The organism is Burkholderia sp. HI2500 (genome assembly GCF_002223055.1).
In the GTDB taxonomy this organism is placed as follows: domain Bacteria; phylum Pseudomonadota; class Gammaproteobacteria; order Burkholderiales; family Burkholderiaceae; genus Burkholderia.
This window is the reverse complement of the sequence record NZ_NKFL01000006.1, coordinates 527449-544862: the sequence shown is the minus strand read 5'-3', so window position 1 is coordinate 544862 and position 17414 is coordinate 527449. Positions and strand designations below refer to the sequence as shown.

Genomic DNA, 17414 nt, shown 5'->3' with positions numbered 1-17414 from the left:
GTTTGACCTCCCACCCAGGCAACCGTACTAATTCCCCTGAATGCCTTCAGTTTTCGCTGCTTCCCCGAACTGCTTCCAGCCGTTGCCCAGCTGGGACCATGAGCCTGCCGACATGCCCTGCCACTGCTGGGCGTCTGGTCCGCCGATGGCACTGCCCGAAGAAAGCGTTTGTTGTTCTGACGGTTTGGTTGTCTGGTCAGGGTTGTTTGACGTCTGCAAATTCGATTGCACACCATCGGCAGCACGGTCAGCGCCATACGCCGTCAGAGACGCGAGCATCAGAGCGGCGGCAATCAGGTTCTGCTTCATGCCAACTCCTTACGTGACAACAATGCGGAAAAGAGACCAGCGTCGCAGGGAAACTGGTCCCCCCCACCCCTGACTAATGACTGCTCCCGGTTGCGCTCGAGTCGCCCTGGCTTCCGCCCGATGCGGACGGCGAACCGGCCGGGCCGGTACTCCACACGGTCGACGAGTTGTAGTGATTCGAGCCCGCGATCGCGCCCGACCCACCACTGCCCGTCAGCCCCACGGCACCCGCATTGGCATTGCCGTTGTCGTTCGCACCCGTAGCCGTGTAGTGGTTCGCGCCGAGTACGATCGTGGCGGTCACCCCTCCCGACAGCGCATTCGCGTTCTCGTTCGTTTTGCTGTTTCCAGCGAACGATCCGGCGGCACCGATACCGCCGCCTGCCGCGAACGCGCCTCCGTTCGTCCCCGACCCGCTGGCTGTCGAAGTCGAGTTGTGAAACGCGGACGCCGTGCCGGCGGAACCGGCGGGTGTCACGGTACTGCCTGCATTCGCGCCGGCCGTCGAAGTCGAATTGCTGGTATAGCTGCCGGAGCCGACCAGCACCGAACCGGAAACACCCGCCGCAACGGATTGCGTCTGGTTGGTCGTGGACGATCCGGCTGCCAACGCAGCGGACGAAATGACGGTGAGCGCTGTCGCTAAAAAGACTTTGGCTTTCATAGCAATTCCTTGCTGTGAGTGTGTTCGGCGGTGGCGGAGCCGGGTCAACCCCCATCGAGCGGAACCCGGCATCCGTACCGCCAGCCAATGACGAACGCTACGCGTCGCGGCTTAGTGGTGATACGTCCAGCCGATCGAGCCGGCATTCGCGCCGCTGGTGCCGCCTGCTTGTGCACCACCGAAGCCGAAGCCACCAACCGACGACGATTGGGTGTGGTTCGTGTACGAGACCGAACCGCTGCCCGGGCCGCCGGCCAGTGCGCCGGCTGCACCGAGTGCCGAACCGGAATCGGTCGCGGAGAAATGACCGAACCCTGCAACGCCAGCCATCGTCGAACCGCCGCTCGACGAATTGCTGCTCGACACCGTGCCGCTGCCGGCGAACGCTGCACCCGAAACCGCCAGAACTGCTGCTGCAATCAGAAGCTTCTTCATGGTCGACTCCAAAACGGCGTGGACGGAGTGAATCAGGAAGATCGCACGCCATCAACCTTCCTGACTTGAGCAATCCTAAAAATTAAGGATCACTATCCAATCAATAAAATACTGTTGCCTTTTAAATCACGTTTTTTTGCGATTTTGGCCAGACGAAGCTTAGCTTCGAGATTTTTGGTTATCCAAATTTTTTTGGTAGGTGTTTTCTATTATTTTTATGAACATTGGCCTTGCATCGAAAACACCATTGCATGACAGACCGGAACGATGCGCACTTCTTTCCGGCTTGCGATATTCGATACCCCGCCGGACGGCATGCCATAAATCGACACCCCATTTCCGGAATCGAAAATTCGCGAATACATTAACCACCGCAAATTGCAGCGCCGCTTGAAATACACCTTTTACGCGAGCGACAAACGACTGCGTTGCAGCCAGGTGGCGTGTCTTCTCCCTGAGCTATCGAAGAAGCGTCTTCCGGATAATCCGGCCGACAGGCGTTCGATCTAATCCGGCCGGCGCCGGCATGGGCCAGGCGCGATCGAAGCGGCCCTGCATGGCCGAGGACGAATCGGCATCACGCTGTCCGGCACGAACAGCCTGATCCATCCGGGTGAACTGAATGAGAGCGAGTACCGCTGTCGCCCGACTGCCGTGCGGCGCGACAACCGCGCCAGCACGCGGAGCGCGCGGCGGGCAAGAAACCGGGACAGCACGACTCGCGAAGCTGGCACAGCGTCGCGAGCGTCACCCCGGCCTTTCCGACTCCCCCACTGATGCGCAAAGTACGCGCCGATCAATCTACAACTTATGGTCTTCATCGCCGTTTCCCCGACTGCTTATTGACGAGTTGGCCGCCCCACCGCTTTGTTACTTCGTTTCAGCCGCCCGCCGGTGCGTCCATTACCGCAAGCAGCGTGCCACGCGATATTCCACCGCAGATTGCGCTCGTCACATGCCCGCCACAGCGGCCCGCAGCGCCGGGAATGACATTTTTTGTTTCAGGAATGTATCGCAATAACAGTCTGACGCCCGCCCCGATCGTTGAGCGTCGCGACGCAATCGCCGGATTAGACGGACGAATCCGGCCCGCGGGCCCGGCCCGGGCGGCCAGATGAACGAGTGTTTCAAACTTGAGAACCGGGCTGCCGCGCAAGGCCGGCGGCGCGGGCATTTCTGCCTGCAAACCGGGGGGCGCGGCAGGTACGCCCCCTTCCCGTGCCATCAGAAACGAGAATCGATTCGCCCGACACCGCGCGCCGAAAGCCCGACAGAGCAGCCTCCGGCACGTCTTCGACAGGCGTTTCCCCTGATGACCGAGACGGATTTGATTCATCCGTGAAAATACCGACAGGATCACACGCCGCTCGCGGGCCGAAATCGACCGTAAAAAATAAAACTTTCGCGGCGGCGTAATAATTAAAACAAATGAAAAATCTCGCCCCCGTCACCCCGCACATCATTTTTTCACTTTCATTCGCCCTGCCTTTCACGCACCGGATCACTCGATTCGCGGCACATTCGGGAAACGTTTTTAATCCGTTATCCACGCATTTCTCATTGATGAAACATTCAAACTCAACACCTTTTTGACGACGCGATTCCCGCAAAAGCCTGATTTATCGTGCGTTTCGTCGTATCGAATCGCATCGATCCGGCAATTTCCCCGCTCGCTTTTCTGTCCCCACGATACATGCATGAAACAGAAGCCCGCATAGCGCGCGGCAATCGCGCCGCCGGTTCCGTGCGCATCGCGACGGCATCGTTCATGGCATGCCGATTGCCTGATCTCCGGCTCTCACCGAGCGGCACGCCGAGGCACAAGATCACGAACGGCGGCCTGCTCGTCCATCAGCGAATCGGGGAAAAGGCGATGAAGATCACCACCGATCGATCGACGTGCGCGTCGTTCAAGCTTCAACGGGGTAGTCAACGAAACCGGAGCGCCTGTCGCGGCGCTTCGTCGACCTCGGCCCATGCGAACCGGCGCTTGCCGAAGCGCTACCCGTGCGGCGGGATGGAACGCGTGCGCACCGCCGTCGAGCAAATCGACGTGTGGTTTCTCGAGCTGCTCGACGAAGGAGAAAGCCATGAATGACAGGGTCGCGCTCGAGACGCGCGCCGGTCAGCGCGTCCTGGTGACGGGCGGCGCCGGCTTTCTCGGCAGCTACGTATGCGAGCGCCTGGTCATGGAGGGCGCGTCCGTCACGTGCATCGACAGCCTGCTGACGGGGCGCAAGCTCAACGTCGCCGACCTGAAGGCGTCCGGCCGCTTCGAATTCGTGAAGGGCGACGTATCGCTCGGCCTGCCGCAACTGCAGGTGGACGAGATCTGGAATCTCGCGTGCGCGGCATCGCCGCCCACCTACCAGATCGATCCCGTCCATACGATGATGACCAACGTGCTCGGCATGAACCACTGCCTCATGCTCGCGCGCAAGACGGGCGCACGCGTATTCCAGGCGTCGACCAGCGAGATCTACGGCGACCCGGACGTGCATCCGCAAACGGAAACCTATCGCGGCAACGTGAACACGATCGGCCCGCGCGCGTGCTACGACGAAGGCAAGCGCGCGGCCGAGGCGCTGTGCTACGACTACTACCGCACGCACGGCGTCGACGTGCGTGTCGCGCGCATCTTCAACACCTACGGCCCGCGGATGTCGCCGCGCGACGGCCGCGTCGTGTCGAACTTCATCGTCGGCGCGCTCAACGGCGCGCCGCTCGAGATCTACGGCGACGGCCGGCAGACGCGCTCGTTCTGCTTCGCCAGCGACCTGATCGACGGCTTCTTCTGCCTGATGAGCGCCGAGCGCAACGTCGGCACGCCGGTCAACATCGGCAACCCCGGCGAATTCACGATGATCGAGCTCGCGGAGAAAGTGCTCGCGATGACGGGCTCGACATCGGAGATCGTGTTCCGGCCGCTGCCGATCGACGATCCGCACCAGCGCAAGCCCGACATCTCGGTGGCCTCGGCCGAGCTCGGCTGGCGGCCGGGCATCGATCTCGACGAAGGGCTGCGCCGGACCGTCGACTATTTCAGCCGTGAACTGTGGCTCGAGCCGGTGCTGCGCGTGACCGGGGCCACGGCATGAAAGTGCTCGTGACAGGCGGAGCGGGCTACATCGGCAGCCATACCTGCAAGGCGCTCGCGGCGGCGGGACACGAACCGGTCGCCTACGACAACCTGTCGACCGGCCATCGCGACGCGGTTCGCTGGGGGCCGCTCGTCGCGGCCGACCTTCTCGACCGCGACGCGCTGTCGAAGGTGTTCGCCACGCATCGGCCCGATGTCGTGATCCATTTCGCCGCGCTCGCGTACGTCGGCGATTCGGTGCTCGCGCCCGACCGCTATTACACGGTCAACGTCACCGGCACCTGCACGCTGCTGAGCGCGATGCACGCGGCCGGCGTCGGCAAGATCGTGATGTCGTCGTCGTGCGCGACGTACGGCATTCCGGACGGGCTGCCGATCTCGGAGCGCACGCCGCAACACCCGATCAATCCGTACGGCTTCACGAAGTACGCAATGGAACGGATGGCCGCCGATTTCGAGCGCGCGTACGGGCTGAAGTGGGTCGCGCTGCGCTACTTCAACGCGGCCGGCGCGGACCCTGACGGCGAGATCGGCGAATGCCACGAACCGGAAACGCACGCGCTGCCGCTCGCGATCCGCGCGGCACTCGGCACCGGCCGGGCGTTCCAGGTGATGGGCACCGACTACCCGACGCCCGACGGCTCGGCGATTCGCGACTACGTGCATGTGAGCGACCTCGCCGACGCGCACCTGAAAGCAACTGCCTATCTGTGCGGCGGCGGCCACAGCGTCGCACTGAATCTCGGCACCGGCAAAGGAACGTCGGTGCTCGACGCACTGCGCGCCGTCGAAGCCGTGACGGGCCGCCGCGTGCCGACGGTAACGGCCGCGCGCCGCCCGGGCGACCCGCCCGAGTTGTACGCCGACGCCACGAAGGCCGCACTCGTGCTCGGCTGGCGGCCGCGTTTCACCGCGATCGAACCGATGGTCGAACACGCCGCGGCGTGGTTTCAGAAAGCACTGCAATTCGAATCCGGCAATTGAGCAAGTTTCCTTGAACGCCACGCAGGGGAATCACCATGAAGGTACGGATCGCCATCGTCGGCACGGGCTACGTCGGGCTGGTCAGCGGCGCGTGCTTTGCGGATCTCGGGCATGACGTCGTCTGCATCGACAACAATCGCGGCAAGATCGACGCGCTGAACGAAGGCTGCATGCCGATCTACGAACCGGGCCTCGACGCCGTCGTCGCCCGCAACGTCGAACGCGGCACGCTGCGCTTCAGCAGCGACCTCGCGGCGAGCGTGCGCGATCGCGACGCGGTATTCATCGCGGTCGGCACGCCGACGCTGCCGGGCACCGACCAGGCGGATCTGCGGTACGTCGAGGCGGCCGCGCGCGAGATCGCGTCGAACCTGACCGGCTTCGCGGTCGTCGTCACGAAGTCGACGGTGCCGGTCGGCACCAACCGGATCGTCAAGCAGATCGTCGAGCGCTGCGCGCCGGACGGCATCGACGCGGCGATCGCATCGAATCCGGAGTTCCTGCGCGAAGGCTCGGCGATCGACGATTTCATGCACCCGGACCGCGTCGTGTTCGGCGCCGAGCATCCGCGTGCGATCGAGATCATGAAGGCCATCTATGCGCCGCTGGAAGCGATGGGCCATCTCGTGCTCGCGACCGAGATCGAAACGGCCGAACTCGTGAAGTACGCGGCGAATGCGTTCCTCGCGGTGAAGATCAGCTACATCAACGAGATCTCGGACCTGTGCGAAGCCGTCGGCGCCGATGTCGAACTGGTCGCGAACGGAATGGGCCTCGACCGCCGCATCGGCGCGTCGTTCCTGAAGGCCGGCCCCGGCTGGGGCGGCTCGTGCTTCCCGAAGGACACGCGTGCGCTGAAGGCGACGGCTTCCGAGCATGCGGTGCCGCTGCGCATCGTCAGCGCGGCGATCGAATCGAACGCGCTGCGCAAGGAGCAGATCCTGCGCCGCATCGAAAAAGCCTGCGGCGGCTCGATCAAGGACAAGCGCATCGCGGTGCTCGGCCTCACGTTCAAAGGCCAGACCGACGACGTGCGCGAAAGCCCGAGCATCGACGTGATCCAGCTGCTCGTCGGCGCGGGCGCGCATATCCGCGCGTACGACCCGGCGCGTCCGCACGAAGCGTCGCGGCTGCTGCCGCAGGTCTTCATGGAGGGCTCCGCGATCGACGCGGTGCGCAGCGCGGACGCCGTCGTCGTGATGACCGAATGGAAAGCGTTCGAGGCACTCGATCTCGCCGACCTCGCGGATCACATGGCCGATCCCGTGATGCTCGACATGCGCAACCTGTTCAGCGAACGGCTCGCCGTCGACAGCGGCTTTCGCCGCTACGAGCGCGTGGGCCGCGCGTGCGGCGAACGCACGCCGGCCGACCCGGCACCGGAACAACCGCCTGCCAGCGAGGACACCCGGCTGCCACGCGGCCTGCTTCAAGACTGATGATCTGACCTTGACGGGAGAGCACCATGAAGAAGCTGGTTGCGTCGCTCGCGGGCGGCCCTGCGCCGGATACCGCCGACACCCCCTCCTCCGAAGCGGATCGCGCCGCATCGATGAACGCGGACGTTCCGCTCGTCGTCCCGTTGATGGACAGCGGGACCCGTATCGTCTTCCACCTCCTCGCGCTGGGCTGGTTCGTCGCGCTGGGCATCTTCTGGCGCTGGTGGTTGCGCGACGAGCACTACGTCGACGCCTTCCGCTTCGGCGTCAACTGCTTCGTGCTGTTCTGGACCACCTTCATTCCCGGCTACTTCATCTTCATCATCCGCTCGGCGGTCGTGCCGAACCCCGCGCTGTCGGTGCCGCGCGACTGGCGCGTCGCGATGGTCGTCACCAAGGCGCCGTCCGAGCCGTTCGACATCGTCCGCACGACGCTGCTCGCGATGCTCGACCAGACCTACCCGCACGATACGTGGCTCGCCGATGAGGACCCGTCGCCCGAGACGCTCGACTGGTGCCGCGACCACGGCGTGTTCGTGTCGACGCGGCGCGGCGTCGCCGCGTACCACCGGACGAGCTGGCCGCGCCGGACCAGGTGCAAGGAAGGCAATCTCGCGTACTTCTACGACAGGGTCGGCTACGACCACTACGATTTCGTGTCGCAGCTCGATGCCGATCACGTGCCGACCCGCACCTATCTCGAGGAGATGCTGCGGCCGTTCGTCGATCCGGCAGTCGGCTACGTGTCGGCGCCGAGCATCTGCGACAGCAATGCGGCCGTGAGCTGGAGCGCACGCGGGCGCGTGAACGTCGAGGGGCCGCTGCACGGCACGATGCAGGCCGGCTATGCGGGCGGCCTCGCGCCGCTGTGCATCGGCTCGCACTATGCGGTGCGCTGCCGCGCGCTGCGCGAGATCGGCGGGCTCGGGCCCGAGCTCGCGGAGGATCACTCGACCACGATGATCTTCAATTCGAAGGGCTGGCGCGGCATGCATGCGCTGAACGCAATCGCGAACGGCGAAGGGCCGCGCACGTTCGGCGACCTCGCCACGCAGGAATTCCAGTGGTCCAAGAGCGTGATGATCATCATGCTGCGCTACACGCGCCGCTATTTCATGGGGCTGCCGCTGAAGCTGAAAGCGCAGTTCCTGTTCTGCCAGCTGTGGTACCCGCTGTGCGCGCTCGCGATGGCCGGCGGCGTCGTGATTCCGGTCGTCGCGCTGCTCACGGGCCGCGTGTGGGCGCACGTCGACTACCTCACGTACCTCACCTACGCGCTGCCGCTGGCCGTGCTGCTGCTGTGCGTCGTGACCTGGGCCACGCATTCGACCCAGTCGTGCCGCCCGCTGAATACGAAACTGCTGTCGTGGGAAGGGCTGTCGTTCGTGTTCGCACGCTGGCCGTGGGTCGTGCTCGGCTGCGTGTCGGCGGTGTTCGACTGCGTGCGCGGCAAGGAATTTCCGTTCAAGGTCACGCCGAAGGGCGGCGCGATCGAACAGGACGCGCCGCTGCGGGTGGTCGCCCCGTATCTGCTGATCTCGCTGTTCTGCAGCCTGCCCGTCGTCACGGTCGAGGATCCGCGCAACGCCGCCGGTTTCTACCTGTTCTCGACGCTGACGAGCATCCTGTATCTGGTGATCGCGGCCGTCGTCACGGTGAATCACGGCCGGGAGCAAGGGCTCCAGTGGTCGGCGTTCAGGCAGATGTTCTTCAGCCGCCTGCCGGTGCGCAACGCGCTGTTCGTGTTCGCGCTCGCGATACTGCTGTCGGGCATCGGGCTGCGCGCGCCGAAAGGCTGGCAGGCGATGATGTGGCGCTCGGGATTGCCGGCCGTGGTCGCGCCCGTGCCGGGCGAACCGGTGAAGCAGCCCGAACTCGGCGCCTACGATCCCGACAACACGCTCGCGGGTGAGCGGAATCTCGCGTTCGACCATGTGTTCGTGTCGTGGAACGCGCCCGACATCCGCGCGGAAATCGACGATGCGTACCGAAACGCGCAGGCGCGCAACCGCTCGCTGATGCTGACCGTCGAGCCCTGGGCGGCCGGCGACACGCGGCCAGGCGCGCTGCTCGACGATATCGCGCACGGGCGCTACGACGCGCGGATCGCGACCACCTGCTCGGCGCTCGCCGCGCTGAAAAGCCCCGTGTTCGTGCGCTGGGGCCACGAGATGGAGGCCGACACCGGGCGCTATCCGTGGGCCATCGGCGATGCATCGGCCTACGTGCAGGCGTACCGGCGGGTCGTGACCGCCTGCCGCGCGATGACCGACCAGATCCGCTTCGTGTGGTCGCCGGCCGGCAACCGGAACCTCGACGACTATTTCCCGGGCCGCGGCTATGTGGACGACATCGGCCTGTCCGTGTTCGACTGCCCACGCTGCGCGATCTGGCCGGCCGGCGGCCATGCGTCCGCCGCGAGCGTCCTGCGGACCAAGTACGAGCGGGTGGCCGACTACGGGCTGCCGGTGATGGTCACGGAACTCGGCGTCGATGGGTCGAATGCGCGCAAGCGCGCGGCCCTCGACGAATTCCAGCGGTCGCTGTGGCGCTATCCGCTGCTGAAGGCCGTGGTGTATTTCAACGCGGTCGATACGCCCGGCGCGTGGCCCGCGCATTACGTGCCGGACTGGCGGATCGCGCCGGCCTTCCTGCAGACGACGGTGGTCGCCAGGTGACCGGTGCGGCGATCGACGGCGCGCCGGCTTTCAGCAATCGGCCGTCAGCCGAGCAGTTCCTTCCTGCGCAACTGCACGACGTCGCGCATCGGCGGCGCGCCGAACAGCCGGCTGTATTCGCGGCTGAACTGCGACGCGCTTTCGTAGCCGACGACGGCGGCCACCGACCCGACGTCGCCGCCCTGCCGCAGCAGCAGCCGTCGCGCCTCGTGCAACCGTAACTGCTTCTGGTACTGCAGCGGGCTCAGCGTCGTCACGTGCTTGAAATGATGGTGCAGCGACGACACGCTCATGTTGACCGCCTGCGCGAGCGACTCGACGCGCATCGGCTCCGCGAAGTGATCGCGGATCCATTCGATCGCGCGGGCGATCCGGTGCGTCTGGCTGCCCGCGATCGCCATGTGCCGCAGCCGCGTGCCCTGCCCGCTCGTCATCAGCCGGTACAGCAGTTCCTTTTCGATCAGCGGCGCGACGACCGCAATGTCGGCCGGCGTATCGAGCAGCCGCATCAGCCGCAGCGCGGCATCGAGCAGCGGCGGCGTCAGCTCGGCGAGCGCGATCCCCTCGCCTTCGGGGCCCGCATCGGGTTCGGGCAGCCGCATCTCGGCCGCGAGCTCGACGATGCGCTGCGGATCGAGCGTCAGCGACAGGCACAGGTACGGCGCGTCCGGTGACGCGGACGTCACGCGCGACAGGATCGGCAAGTCGATGGAGGTAATCAGGCAATTCTGCGCGTCGTACTCGTAAGCCTGGCCGGCCACGATCACGCGCTTCGAGCCCTGCGCGGCGATCACGAGCGCGGCCCGCGACACGCCGCAGCCGAGATCGACCGGCCGCGTGTGCCGGTGCAGCATCAAACCCGGCACGGCCGTTGAATGCGAGCCGTCCGCGGGCGCGAAGCGGCTGATCAGCGTCGCCAGCTCGCGCTGCCCGGATGCGCGCGACGCACGATATCGGTCATGTCCATGACGCTTCCTCGATCAATTTCCTCATGTCGCGGGAGCATAGCGAAACCGCCCGCCGCCTGCCGGGGATTTGCAGGATTGTTCAATAAATTTGCAGGATTGGGTAGACGCAAAAACCGGCCGCTCGCGCACACTCAGGGCCTGCTCACGCTCATAGCGGGCTTGCGAACGTGCGTTGCCGGTCGTAGTGCAAGGAGTGAGGAGCGCCGTTTGGCCGAGCCAAACGCCCCGAAGGAAGTCCCCTTGGGGGACAAGCGACGATCGACGCCGCAATACGGCCGGCAACGCACGTTCCCCTGTTTTGGATAAATTCATTCGTGGGGCTGGCCCCCAGAAGGGCCGATCGCGGCGTCATGCTCCTTGCGAATACGTCGAGTATTCGCTGCGTCGCATTCCTTGCGCTCGGCCCTTCTGGGGCCAGCGCAAGCCCGCTATGAGCGTGAGCAGACCCTGTAACCGGGCGCATGCCGGGTTTTCCCCACGGAGACAATCACAATGCCTACCTCCTTTGTCCTGAACGGCAAGAACGTCACGCTCGACGCCGATCCGTCGATGCCCGTCCTCTGGGCGATTCGCGAACACGCGGGACTGACCGGCACGAAGTTCGGCTGCGGCATGGCGCAGTGCGGCGCGTGCACCGTGCATCTCGAAGGCCAGGCCGTCCGCTCGTGCGTGCTGCCGCTCGCCGGCATCGCGGGCAAGCACGTCACGACGATCGAAGGCCTGCAGAGCAAGCCCGCGCAGGCCGTGCAGGCCGCCTGGGTCAAGCTGCAGGTGCCGCAGTGCGGCTACTGCCAGTCCGGCCAGATCATGTCGGCCACCGCGCTGCTCGAACAGAACCCGAAGCCGACCGACGCGGACATCGACGCCGCGATGAACGGCAACCTGTGCCGCTGTGCGACCTACGCCCGCATCCGGGCGGCGATCCACGACGCGGCCGCGACGCTGGGAGCCTGACCATGACGATCGAACTCGACAACACCGGGTCGGTGCGTCCGTCGCGCCGCACGTTCCTGAAGGCCGCGGGCGCCGCGGCCGCCGTCAGCCTGACCATCGGCTTCGACTTCAGCGGCTTCGGCCGCCGCGCGCTCGCCGCGACCGCGCCCGCCGCCGGTTTTGCGCCGAATGCGTTCCTGCGCATCACGCCCGACGGCACCGTCACGGTCATCGCGAAGCACGTCGAAATGGGCCAGGGCGCGTATACGGGCATCGCGACGATCGTCGCCGAGGAGCTCGACGCCGACTGGTCGCACGTGCGCGTCGAAAGCGCCCCCGCCGATGCGAAACGCTACGCGAACCTCGCGTTCGGCACGATGCAGGGGACGGGCGGCAGCTCGGCCATGTCGAACTCGTGGCAGCAGCTGCGCGAAGCCGGCGGCAAGGCCCGCGCGATGCTGGTATCGGCCGCGGCGGCCCGCTGGAAGGTGCCGGCGAGCGAGCTGACGACCGCCAATGGCGTCGTCACGCATGCGAAGAGCGGCAAGACGGCCGCGTACGGCACGCTCGTCGCCGATGCGGCGAAGCTGCCGGTGCCGGACAAGGTCACGCTGAAGCAGCCGGCCGATTTCAAGCTGATCGGTCACCCCATTCCGCGCGTCGACGCGTCGGCCAAATCGAACGGCACCGCGCATTTCACGCTCGACACGACCGTCCCCGGCATGCGCGTCGCGCTGCTGCAGCGCCCGCCCCGCTTCGGCGCGAAGGTGAAGTCGTTCGACGCGACGGCGGCCAAGGCCGTGCCGGGCGTCGTGTCGGTCGTGCAGGTGCCGGGCGGCGTCGCCGTCGTCGGCACCGGCTTCTGGGCCGCAAAACAGGGCCGCGACGCGCTGAAGATCGAATGGGACGAAACGAACGCCGAAAAGCGCGGCTCGGACGAGATCATGCGCGAATACCGGCAGCTCGCCGACAAGCCGGGCACGTCGGCGCGCAAGGACGGCGATGCCGATGCGGCGATCACGGGCGCGGCGCGCAAGATCAGCGCCACGTACGAATTCCCGTATCTCGCGCACGCGCCGATGGAGCCGCTCGACGCGGTCGTCAAGCTGACGGCGAACAGCTGCGAGATCTGGGCCGGCGACCAGTTCCAGACCGTCGACCAGGCCAACGCGGCCCGGACGGCCGGCCTGAAGCCCGAGCAGGTGCAGATCCACACGCTGTACGCGGGCGGCAGCTTCGGCCGGCGCGCGAACGCGTGGTCGGACTACGTGGTCGAGGCCGTGTCGATCGCGAAGGCGCTCGGCGCGGACGGCAAGCCCGTCAAGCTGCAGTGGACGCGCGAGGACGATATCCAGGGCGGCTTCTACCGGCCGATGTACTTCCACAAGCTCGACGCGGGGCTGACCGCGGACGGCAAGCTGGTCGGCTGGCGCCACCGGATCGTCGGCCAGTCGATCCTCGCCGGCACGCCGTTCGAGGCGTTCATGGTGAAGAACGGCGTCGACGCCACCTCGGTCGAGGGCGCGGCGAACCTGCCGTACGCGGTGCCGAACGTGTCGGTCGAACTCACCACCACCAAGGTCGGCCTGCCCGTGCTGTGGTGGCGCGTGGTCGGCAGCTCGCACACGGCGTACGCTGTCGAGGCGTTCATCGACGAAGCCGCGCACACGGCGGGCAAGGATCCGTACGCGTTTCGCCGCGACCTGCTCGCGAAGGAGCCGCGCATGCGCGCGGTGCTGGACCTGGCCGCGCAAAAGGCCGGCTGGGATCCGGCCAAGCCGCTGCCGAAGGGGCGCGGGCGCGGGATCGCGGTCGCCGAGGCGTTCAAGAGCTATGTCGCGCAGGTGGCCGAGGTGTCGGTCGACGCGGACGGCAAGGTGAAGGTCGAGCGCGTGGTGTGCGCGGTCGATTGCGGGATCGCGATCAATCCCGACATCGTCGCCGCGCAGATGGAGGGCGGCATCGGCTTCGGGCTCGGCGCGGCGATGCACAGCGCGATCACGCTGAAGGACGGCCAGGTCGAGCAGCGCAACTTCGACGGCTACCACGTGCTGCGGATGGCCGAAATGCCGAAGGTCGAGGTGCATATCGTGCCGTCGGCCGAAGCGCCGACCGGGGTCGGCGAGCCGGGCGTCGCGCCGATCGGGCCGGCGGTCGCGAACGCGATCTTCGCGGCGACGGGCAAGCGGCATTACGTGCTGCCGTTCGATTCGGCGGATAGCGCGAAGGCTTGAGGATGGGCCGAAACGCCGGCCGCGGGGCGCAGACGTCTCGCGGCCGGTGTTTTTTATTCAGGGGGGCCGGCAATGTAGGGTTCGATGTCGGCAAAAAAAATACCCGTAACGCATTGATTCGTATAGAAAATCAATCGACCCATGTAGGGTTCGATGTAGGGTTCTCCATTCGGCCGCGGCGACGCTCCGCCGGCCGCGCCCCCCGCCTCGCCCGACACGTTACGTCGGACGTAACGCCCGTAACGTCGCCTGCCGATGCTACGTAACAATCCTTCACGGTTGTCCCGCCCCCTTTTCTCTACGCCCCACGCCTTCCGTTAAAAATTCTTTTAAATTCAAGGCTGCCGCGCCGCCTGCACGGGCGCCGCCCCCTGTCGATCTCCGGCGATCCACTCCCTGGCCCGGAAGTTGCAGCACAGGACCCGCAAACACTCCTTTATGGACATGCGAGGGCCACCATGGATTGCAAATACCTGTACATCGACAACATAAAAATCAACTTCGTGCGCCGCACGATCGAAATCGACAACAAGATCATTGATGTCACGCCGCGTGAATTCGACGTCGTCGAATTCCTGCTCGACAACATGAACAAGGTCGTGCCGCGGCAGGCAATCCAGGAAGCCGTGTGGGGTCGTGAACTCGGCGTGTCGTCGCGCACGCTCGACACCCATATCTCGCGTATTCGCTCGAAGCTGCAGCTCGATCACGACAAGAATCTGCGGATCATTCCGATCTATGCGGTCGGCTATCGTCTCGTGCTGTTCGGTGCGGCGATGACGCACGTCGAGCGCCACGAAGCCGCGCCGATCCTGCGCGTGGCGCCGCAGGCCGTGATGGCCGCCGACTACGCCTGACGCTTCCCCCGCGCCGCCCGCACGCGGCGCGCCGGCCACGCTCCCCCCACCGCGCTGCGGCGATCCGCAGCGCCTCGCGGCCCGCCCGTCGGGCGCGGCCTGCACGCCGCCCGGCCCGCCAGCCAGTCGCGACCCGACCGCCGCCTCCGGGCGGCGGTCGCTTTTGCGCGCCGGCAGCCGAACATCCTCACGCGTCACGCGTCACGCTTCGTCGCGCCCGCTGCGTCCATCGCCGCCCATGCCACCGTCCATGCCCGTGACGACGGATTCCGGCGTGACACGCGGCCTGCGTCGTCCCTACAATCGACGCAGCAGCCGCGCGCCCTCCGCGCCGCCGGCCCCGGAACGAACGGAATGACCATGAAGATGCCCGCTTCGCGAACCGTTGTCGCCTGCCTGTATGCGCTGGTTGCGCTCATGTGCGCCACGCCGCCACCCGTTGCGCATGCAGCCAGCGACGACACGCTGCACGTCGCGTCGATGACGTCCGGCAATCCCGATGAGGGCAGCGCCGGGCGCGACACGCTGCCCGCACGCCAGCGACGAATGGATGCCGCCGCGACCACCCCGCCCGAGCGCGCACGCCGGCAGGCGTCGCCCGCGGCGTCCGCCGATCCGCCTTCGTGCCATGCGCGACCCGTGATGACGATGTGCCGCGGCCTGCACTCGAACGCCGCGAAGCAGCGCTGCATGCGCTGCCTCGACGAGTGACGACGCGCAGTGCGCCGCGTTATGCGGCGCGCTGCGCCTCCAGCCACGCCTGAAACATCAGCACCGTCCACAACTGGTGCTGCCAGTTCATCCGCCCGGTCACGTGCTGCCGCCACAGGCGCTCGACCGCGGCCGCATCGAAGAAGCCTTCCTCGCGCAACCGCGACGGCCGCAGCAGCGCCTCGGCCCAATCCCGCAGCGAGCCGCGCAGCCAGTGATCGACGGGCGCGCAGAAGCCCTGCTTCGGCCGGTCGATCAGCGCGGACGGCACGTACCGGTCGAGCAGCCGGCGCAGCAGCACCTTCGATTGCCCTTCCGGCAAACGCACCGCCGCCGGTACGCGCCACGCGAATTCGACGACGTGATGATCGAGGAACGGCATGCGCGTTTCGAGGCTCACGGCCATCGCCGCGCGATCGACTTTCGCGAGGATGTCGGTCGGCAGGTACGTGAGCGTATCGATCGCCATCGCCTGCTCGGCGAAGCTCAGGTGCGCGGGCCACGCGGATACGGTGTCGAGCGGCGTCGCCGGCTCCTGCCCCGACAGCGCGAGGCGCTCCGGATGATGCACCGACGACATCAGCAGCCGGTACAGCCCGATGCGGCTCTCGGCCGTCATCACGTGGCCGAGCTTGTGCAGGCGATCGCCGATGCGCGCGGCCGATTCGCGTGCCTCCACGCCGCCCCATGCACCCTGCGCGACGGCCGCGAGCTGGTCCGCATGATCGGGCCGCAACGCATGCAGCGCGGCGGCGATCCGTGCGCGCACGGCACCGGGGACACGATGCAGCTTGCGCCACAGGCGCGGCGTCAGGAAGTAGCGTGTATAGCCGCCGAACAGCTCGTCGCCGCCATCGCCGGACAGGCTCACCTTCACGTGCCGGCGCGTCAGCTCGGACACGAGAAAGGTCGGGATCTGCGACGCATCGGAGAACGGTTCGTCGTAGATCGACGGCAGCTTCGGCACGACGCCGAGCGCGTGGTCGGCCGTGACGTAGAGCTCGGTATGACGCGTGCCGAGATGACGCGCAACCGCCTTCGCGTACCCGGCTTCGTCGTAGCCGGCTTCATGGAAGCCGATCGTGAACGTATCGACCGGCGTCGACGATTGCGCCTGCATCAGCGCGACGATCGTCGACGAATCGATGCCGCCCGACAGGAACGCGCCGAGCGGCACGTCGGCCTCCATCTGCCGCGCGACGGCCTGACGCAAGACCGCGTCGAGCTGGCCGACGGCCTCGTCGGCGTTGCCCTCGAACGGCTGCGCGCGACCGTCCTCGATCGCCTGATCGAGCGTCCAGTACGCCCGCAGGCGCGGCGTGTCGCGCGCATGCTCGAACTGGATATACGTGCCGGGCGGCAACTTGCGGATGCCACGATAGATCGTGTGCGGCGCGGGCACGCTCGACTGGCGCAGGTACAGGCACAGTGCGTCGCGATCGATCGCGCCGTCGAAACCCGGATAGCCGCGCAGCGCCTTCAGCTCGGACGCGAACACGAGCGCGTCGCCGATCCGGCCATAGTAGAGCGGCTTCTCGCCGATCCGGTCGCGCGCGAGCGTCAGCACCCGCGATTCGCGATTCCACAGCGCGATCGCGAACATGCCGGTCGCGCGCCGCAACGTCGCCTCGACACCCCACGCGACGATCGCCGCGATCAGCACCTCGCTGTCGGAGTGGCCACGCCACGCCGGTGCGCGACCCGCGCGCTCGAGCTCCGCGCGCAGTTCGCGATGGTTGTAGATTTCGCCATTGAAGACCATGACGTAGCGGCCGCACGTGGATGCCATCGGCTGTCGGCCGTGTACCGACAGGTCGACGATCGCGAGCCGACGGTGGCCGAGCGCGATGCCGGCTTCCGGATCGACCCAGATCCCCTGTCCGTCCGGCCCGCGATGCGCGAGGCTTGCCGTCATGCGCGCGAGCGTGCCGCGCGCTGTCTCCTCATCGAAGGCGACGCTATTCAGAAAGCCGTCGATTCCGCACATTGATTTGTCTGCCCCTGTTGACCAGTTCCGTCACGCATGGCGCAACCTCGCGGCCCGCCGTCCGGCGTGACGGTCGAGCCATATTACGAAGAAATAAATCAGCAATAATTCACTG

The 17414-nt window shown here is 66.4% G+C and carries 13 protein-coding genes and 2 pseudogenes; 9 read left to right on the top strand and 6 right to left on the bottom strand.

Annotated elements, in window-relative coordinates; all coding sequences use genetic code 11:
* Positions 1–27: 27 nt before the first annotated feature.
* From CFB45_RS20175 to CFB45_RS38495, 4 genes are all read right to left on the bottom strand, one after another.
* Positions 28–309 carry a hypothetical protein gene (locus tag CFB45_RS20175; RefSeq protein WP_089427060.1) on the bottom strand — a complete coding sequence of 94 codons (282 nt, stop codon included), beginning with the start codon at positions 307–309 and terminating at the stop codon, positions 28–30.
* A gap of 73 nt (positions 310–382) precedes the next feature.
* Positions 383–973 (bottom strand): hypothetical protein, encoded by a 591-nt coding sequence (locus tag CFB45_RS20170; RefSeq protein ID WP_089427059.1) that lies wholly within the window; start codon positions 971–973, stop codon positions 383–385.
* A gap of 111 nt (positions 974–1084) precedes the next feature.
* Entirely contained in the window at positions 1085–1408 is a 324-nt protein-coding gene (locus CFB45_RS20165) for a hypothetical protein (protein WP_089427058.1), read from the bottom strand.
* A 1127-nt stretch (positions 1409–2535) separates the two neighbouring features.
* Positions 2536–3018 carry a hypothetical protein gene (locus CFB45_RS38495; RefSeq protein WP_179255082.1) on the bottom strand — a complete coding sequence of 161 codons (483 nt, stop codon included), beginning with the start codon at positions 3016–3018 and terminating at the stop codon, positions 2536–2538.
* 14 nt (positions 3019–3032) lie between these two features.
* Here CFB45_RS38495 and CFB45_RS20150 point away from each other — a divergent pair, with 14 nt between their 5' ends.
* From CFB45_RS20150 to CFB45_RS20130, 5 genes are read left to right on the top strand one after another with little or no spacing between them, the layout of a single operon-like run.
* Positions 3033–3506 carry a hypothetical protein gene (locus CFB45_RS20150; RefSeq protein WP_256978289.1) on the top strand — a complete coding sequence of 158 codons (474 nt, stop codon included), beginning with the start codon at positions 3033–3035 and terminating at the stop codon, positions 3504–3506.
* Entirely contained in the window at positions 3499–4506 is a 1008-nt protein-coding gene (locus CFB45_RS20145) for a UDP-glucuronic acid decarboxylase family protein (RefSeq protein ID WP_089427055.1), read from the top strand. The genes CFB45_RS20150 and CFB45_RS20145 overlap by 8 nt, the downstream gene beginning before the upstream one ends.
* Positions 4503–5492 carry a UDP-glucose 4-epimerase GalE gene (gene galE / locus CFB45_RS20140; protein ID WP_089427054.1) on the top strand — a complete coding sequence of 330 codons (990 nt, stop codon included), beginning with the start codon at positions 4503–4505 and terminating at the stop codon, positions 5490–5492. The genes CFB45_RS20145 and galE overlap by 4 nt, the downstream gene beginning before the upstream one ends.
* A 35-nt stretch (positions 5493–5527) precedes the next feature.
* Complete coding sequence (locus tag CFB45_RS20135; RefSeq protein WP_144025211.1) at positions 5528–6931, top strand: UDP-glucose dehydrogenase family protein; 1404 nt, start codon at positions 5528–5530, stop codon at positions 6929–6931.
* A 26-nt stretch (positions 6932–6957) separates the two neighbouring features.
* The gene (locus CFB45_RS20130) at positions 6958–9609 is read left to right on the top strand and encodes a glycosyltransferase family 2 protein (RefSeq protein ID WP_089427053.1); all 2652 of its coding nucleotides are present in this window, start codon (positions 6958–6960) and stop codon (positions 9607–9609) included.
* 44 nt (positions 9610–9653) lie between these two features.
* Here the strand turns inward: CFB45_RS20130 and CFB45_RS20125 are convergent.
* Positions 9654–10576: pseudogene (locus CFB45_RS20125) on the bottom strand (AraC family transcriptional regulator N-terminal domain-containing protein).
* A 493-nt stretch (positions 10577–11069) separates the two neighbouring features.
* Here CFB45_RS20125 and CFB45_RS20120 point away from each other — a divergent pair.
* The 4 genes and pseudogenes from CFB45_RS20120 to CFB45_RS20105 all read left to right on the top strand — a co-directional run.
* Entirely contained in the window at positions 11070–11531 is a 462-nt protein-coding gene (locus CFB45_RS20120; protein ID WP_006480868.1) for a (2Fe-2S)-binding protein, read from the top strand.
* Positions 11532–11533: 2 nt separating this feature from the next.
* Positions 11534–13744, top strand: coding sequence for a xanthine dehydrogenase family protein molybdopterin-binding subunit (locus CFB45_RS20115; RefSeq protein WP_089427052.1), 2211 nt, complete (start codon positions 11534–11536; stop codon positions 13742–13744).
* A 458-nt stretch (positions 13745–14202) separates the two neighbouring features.
* Complete coding sequence (locus tag CFB45_RS20110) at positions 14203–14601, top strand: winged helix-turn-helix domain-containing protein (protein ID WP_089427051.1); 399 nt, start codon at positions 14203–14205, stop codon at positions 14599–14601.
* A 525-nt stretch (positions 14602–15126) separates the two neighbouring features.
* Positions 15127–15312 (top strand): annotated as a pseudogene (locus CFB45_RS20105) (lytic transglycosylase); the annotation flags it as partial.
* Between the two features lie 19 nt (positions 15313–15331).
* On the opposite strand, the gene asnB reads toward CFB45_RS20105, so the two are convergent.
* Entirely contained in the window at positions 15332–17299 is a 1968-nt protein-coding gene (gene asnB / locus CFB45_RS20100) for an asparagine synthase (glutamine-hydrolyzing) (RefSeq protein WP_089427050.1), read from the bottom strand.
* Positions 17300–17414: the final 115 nt, after the last annotated feature.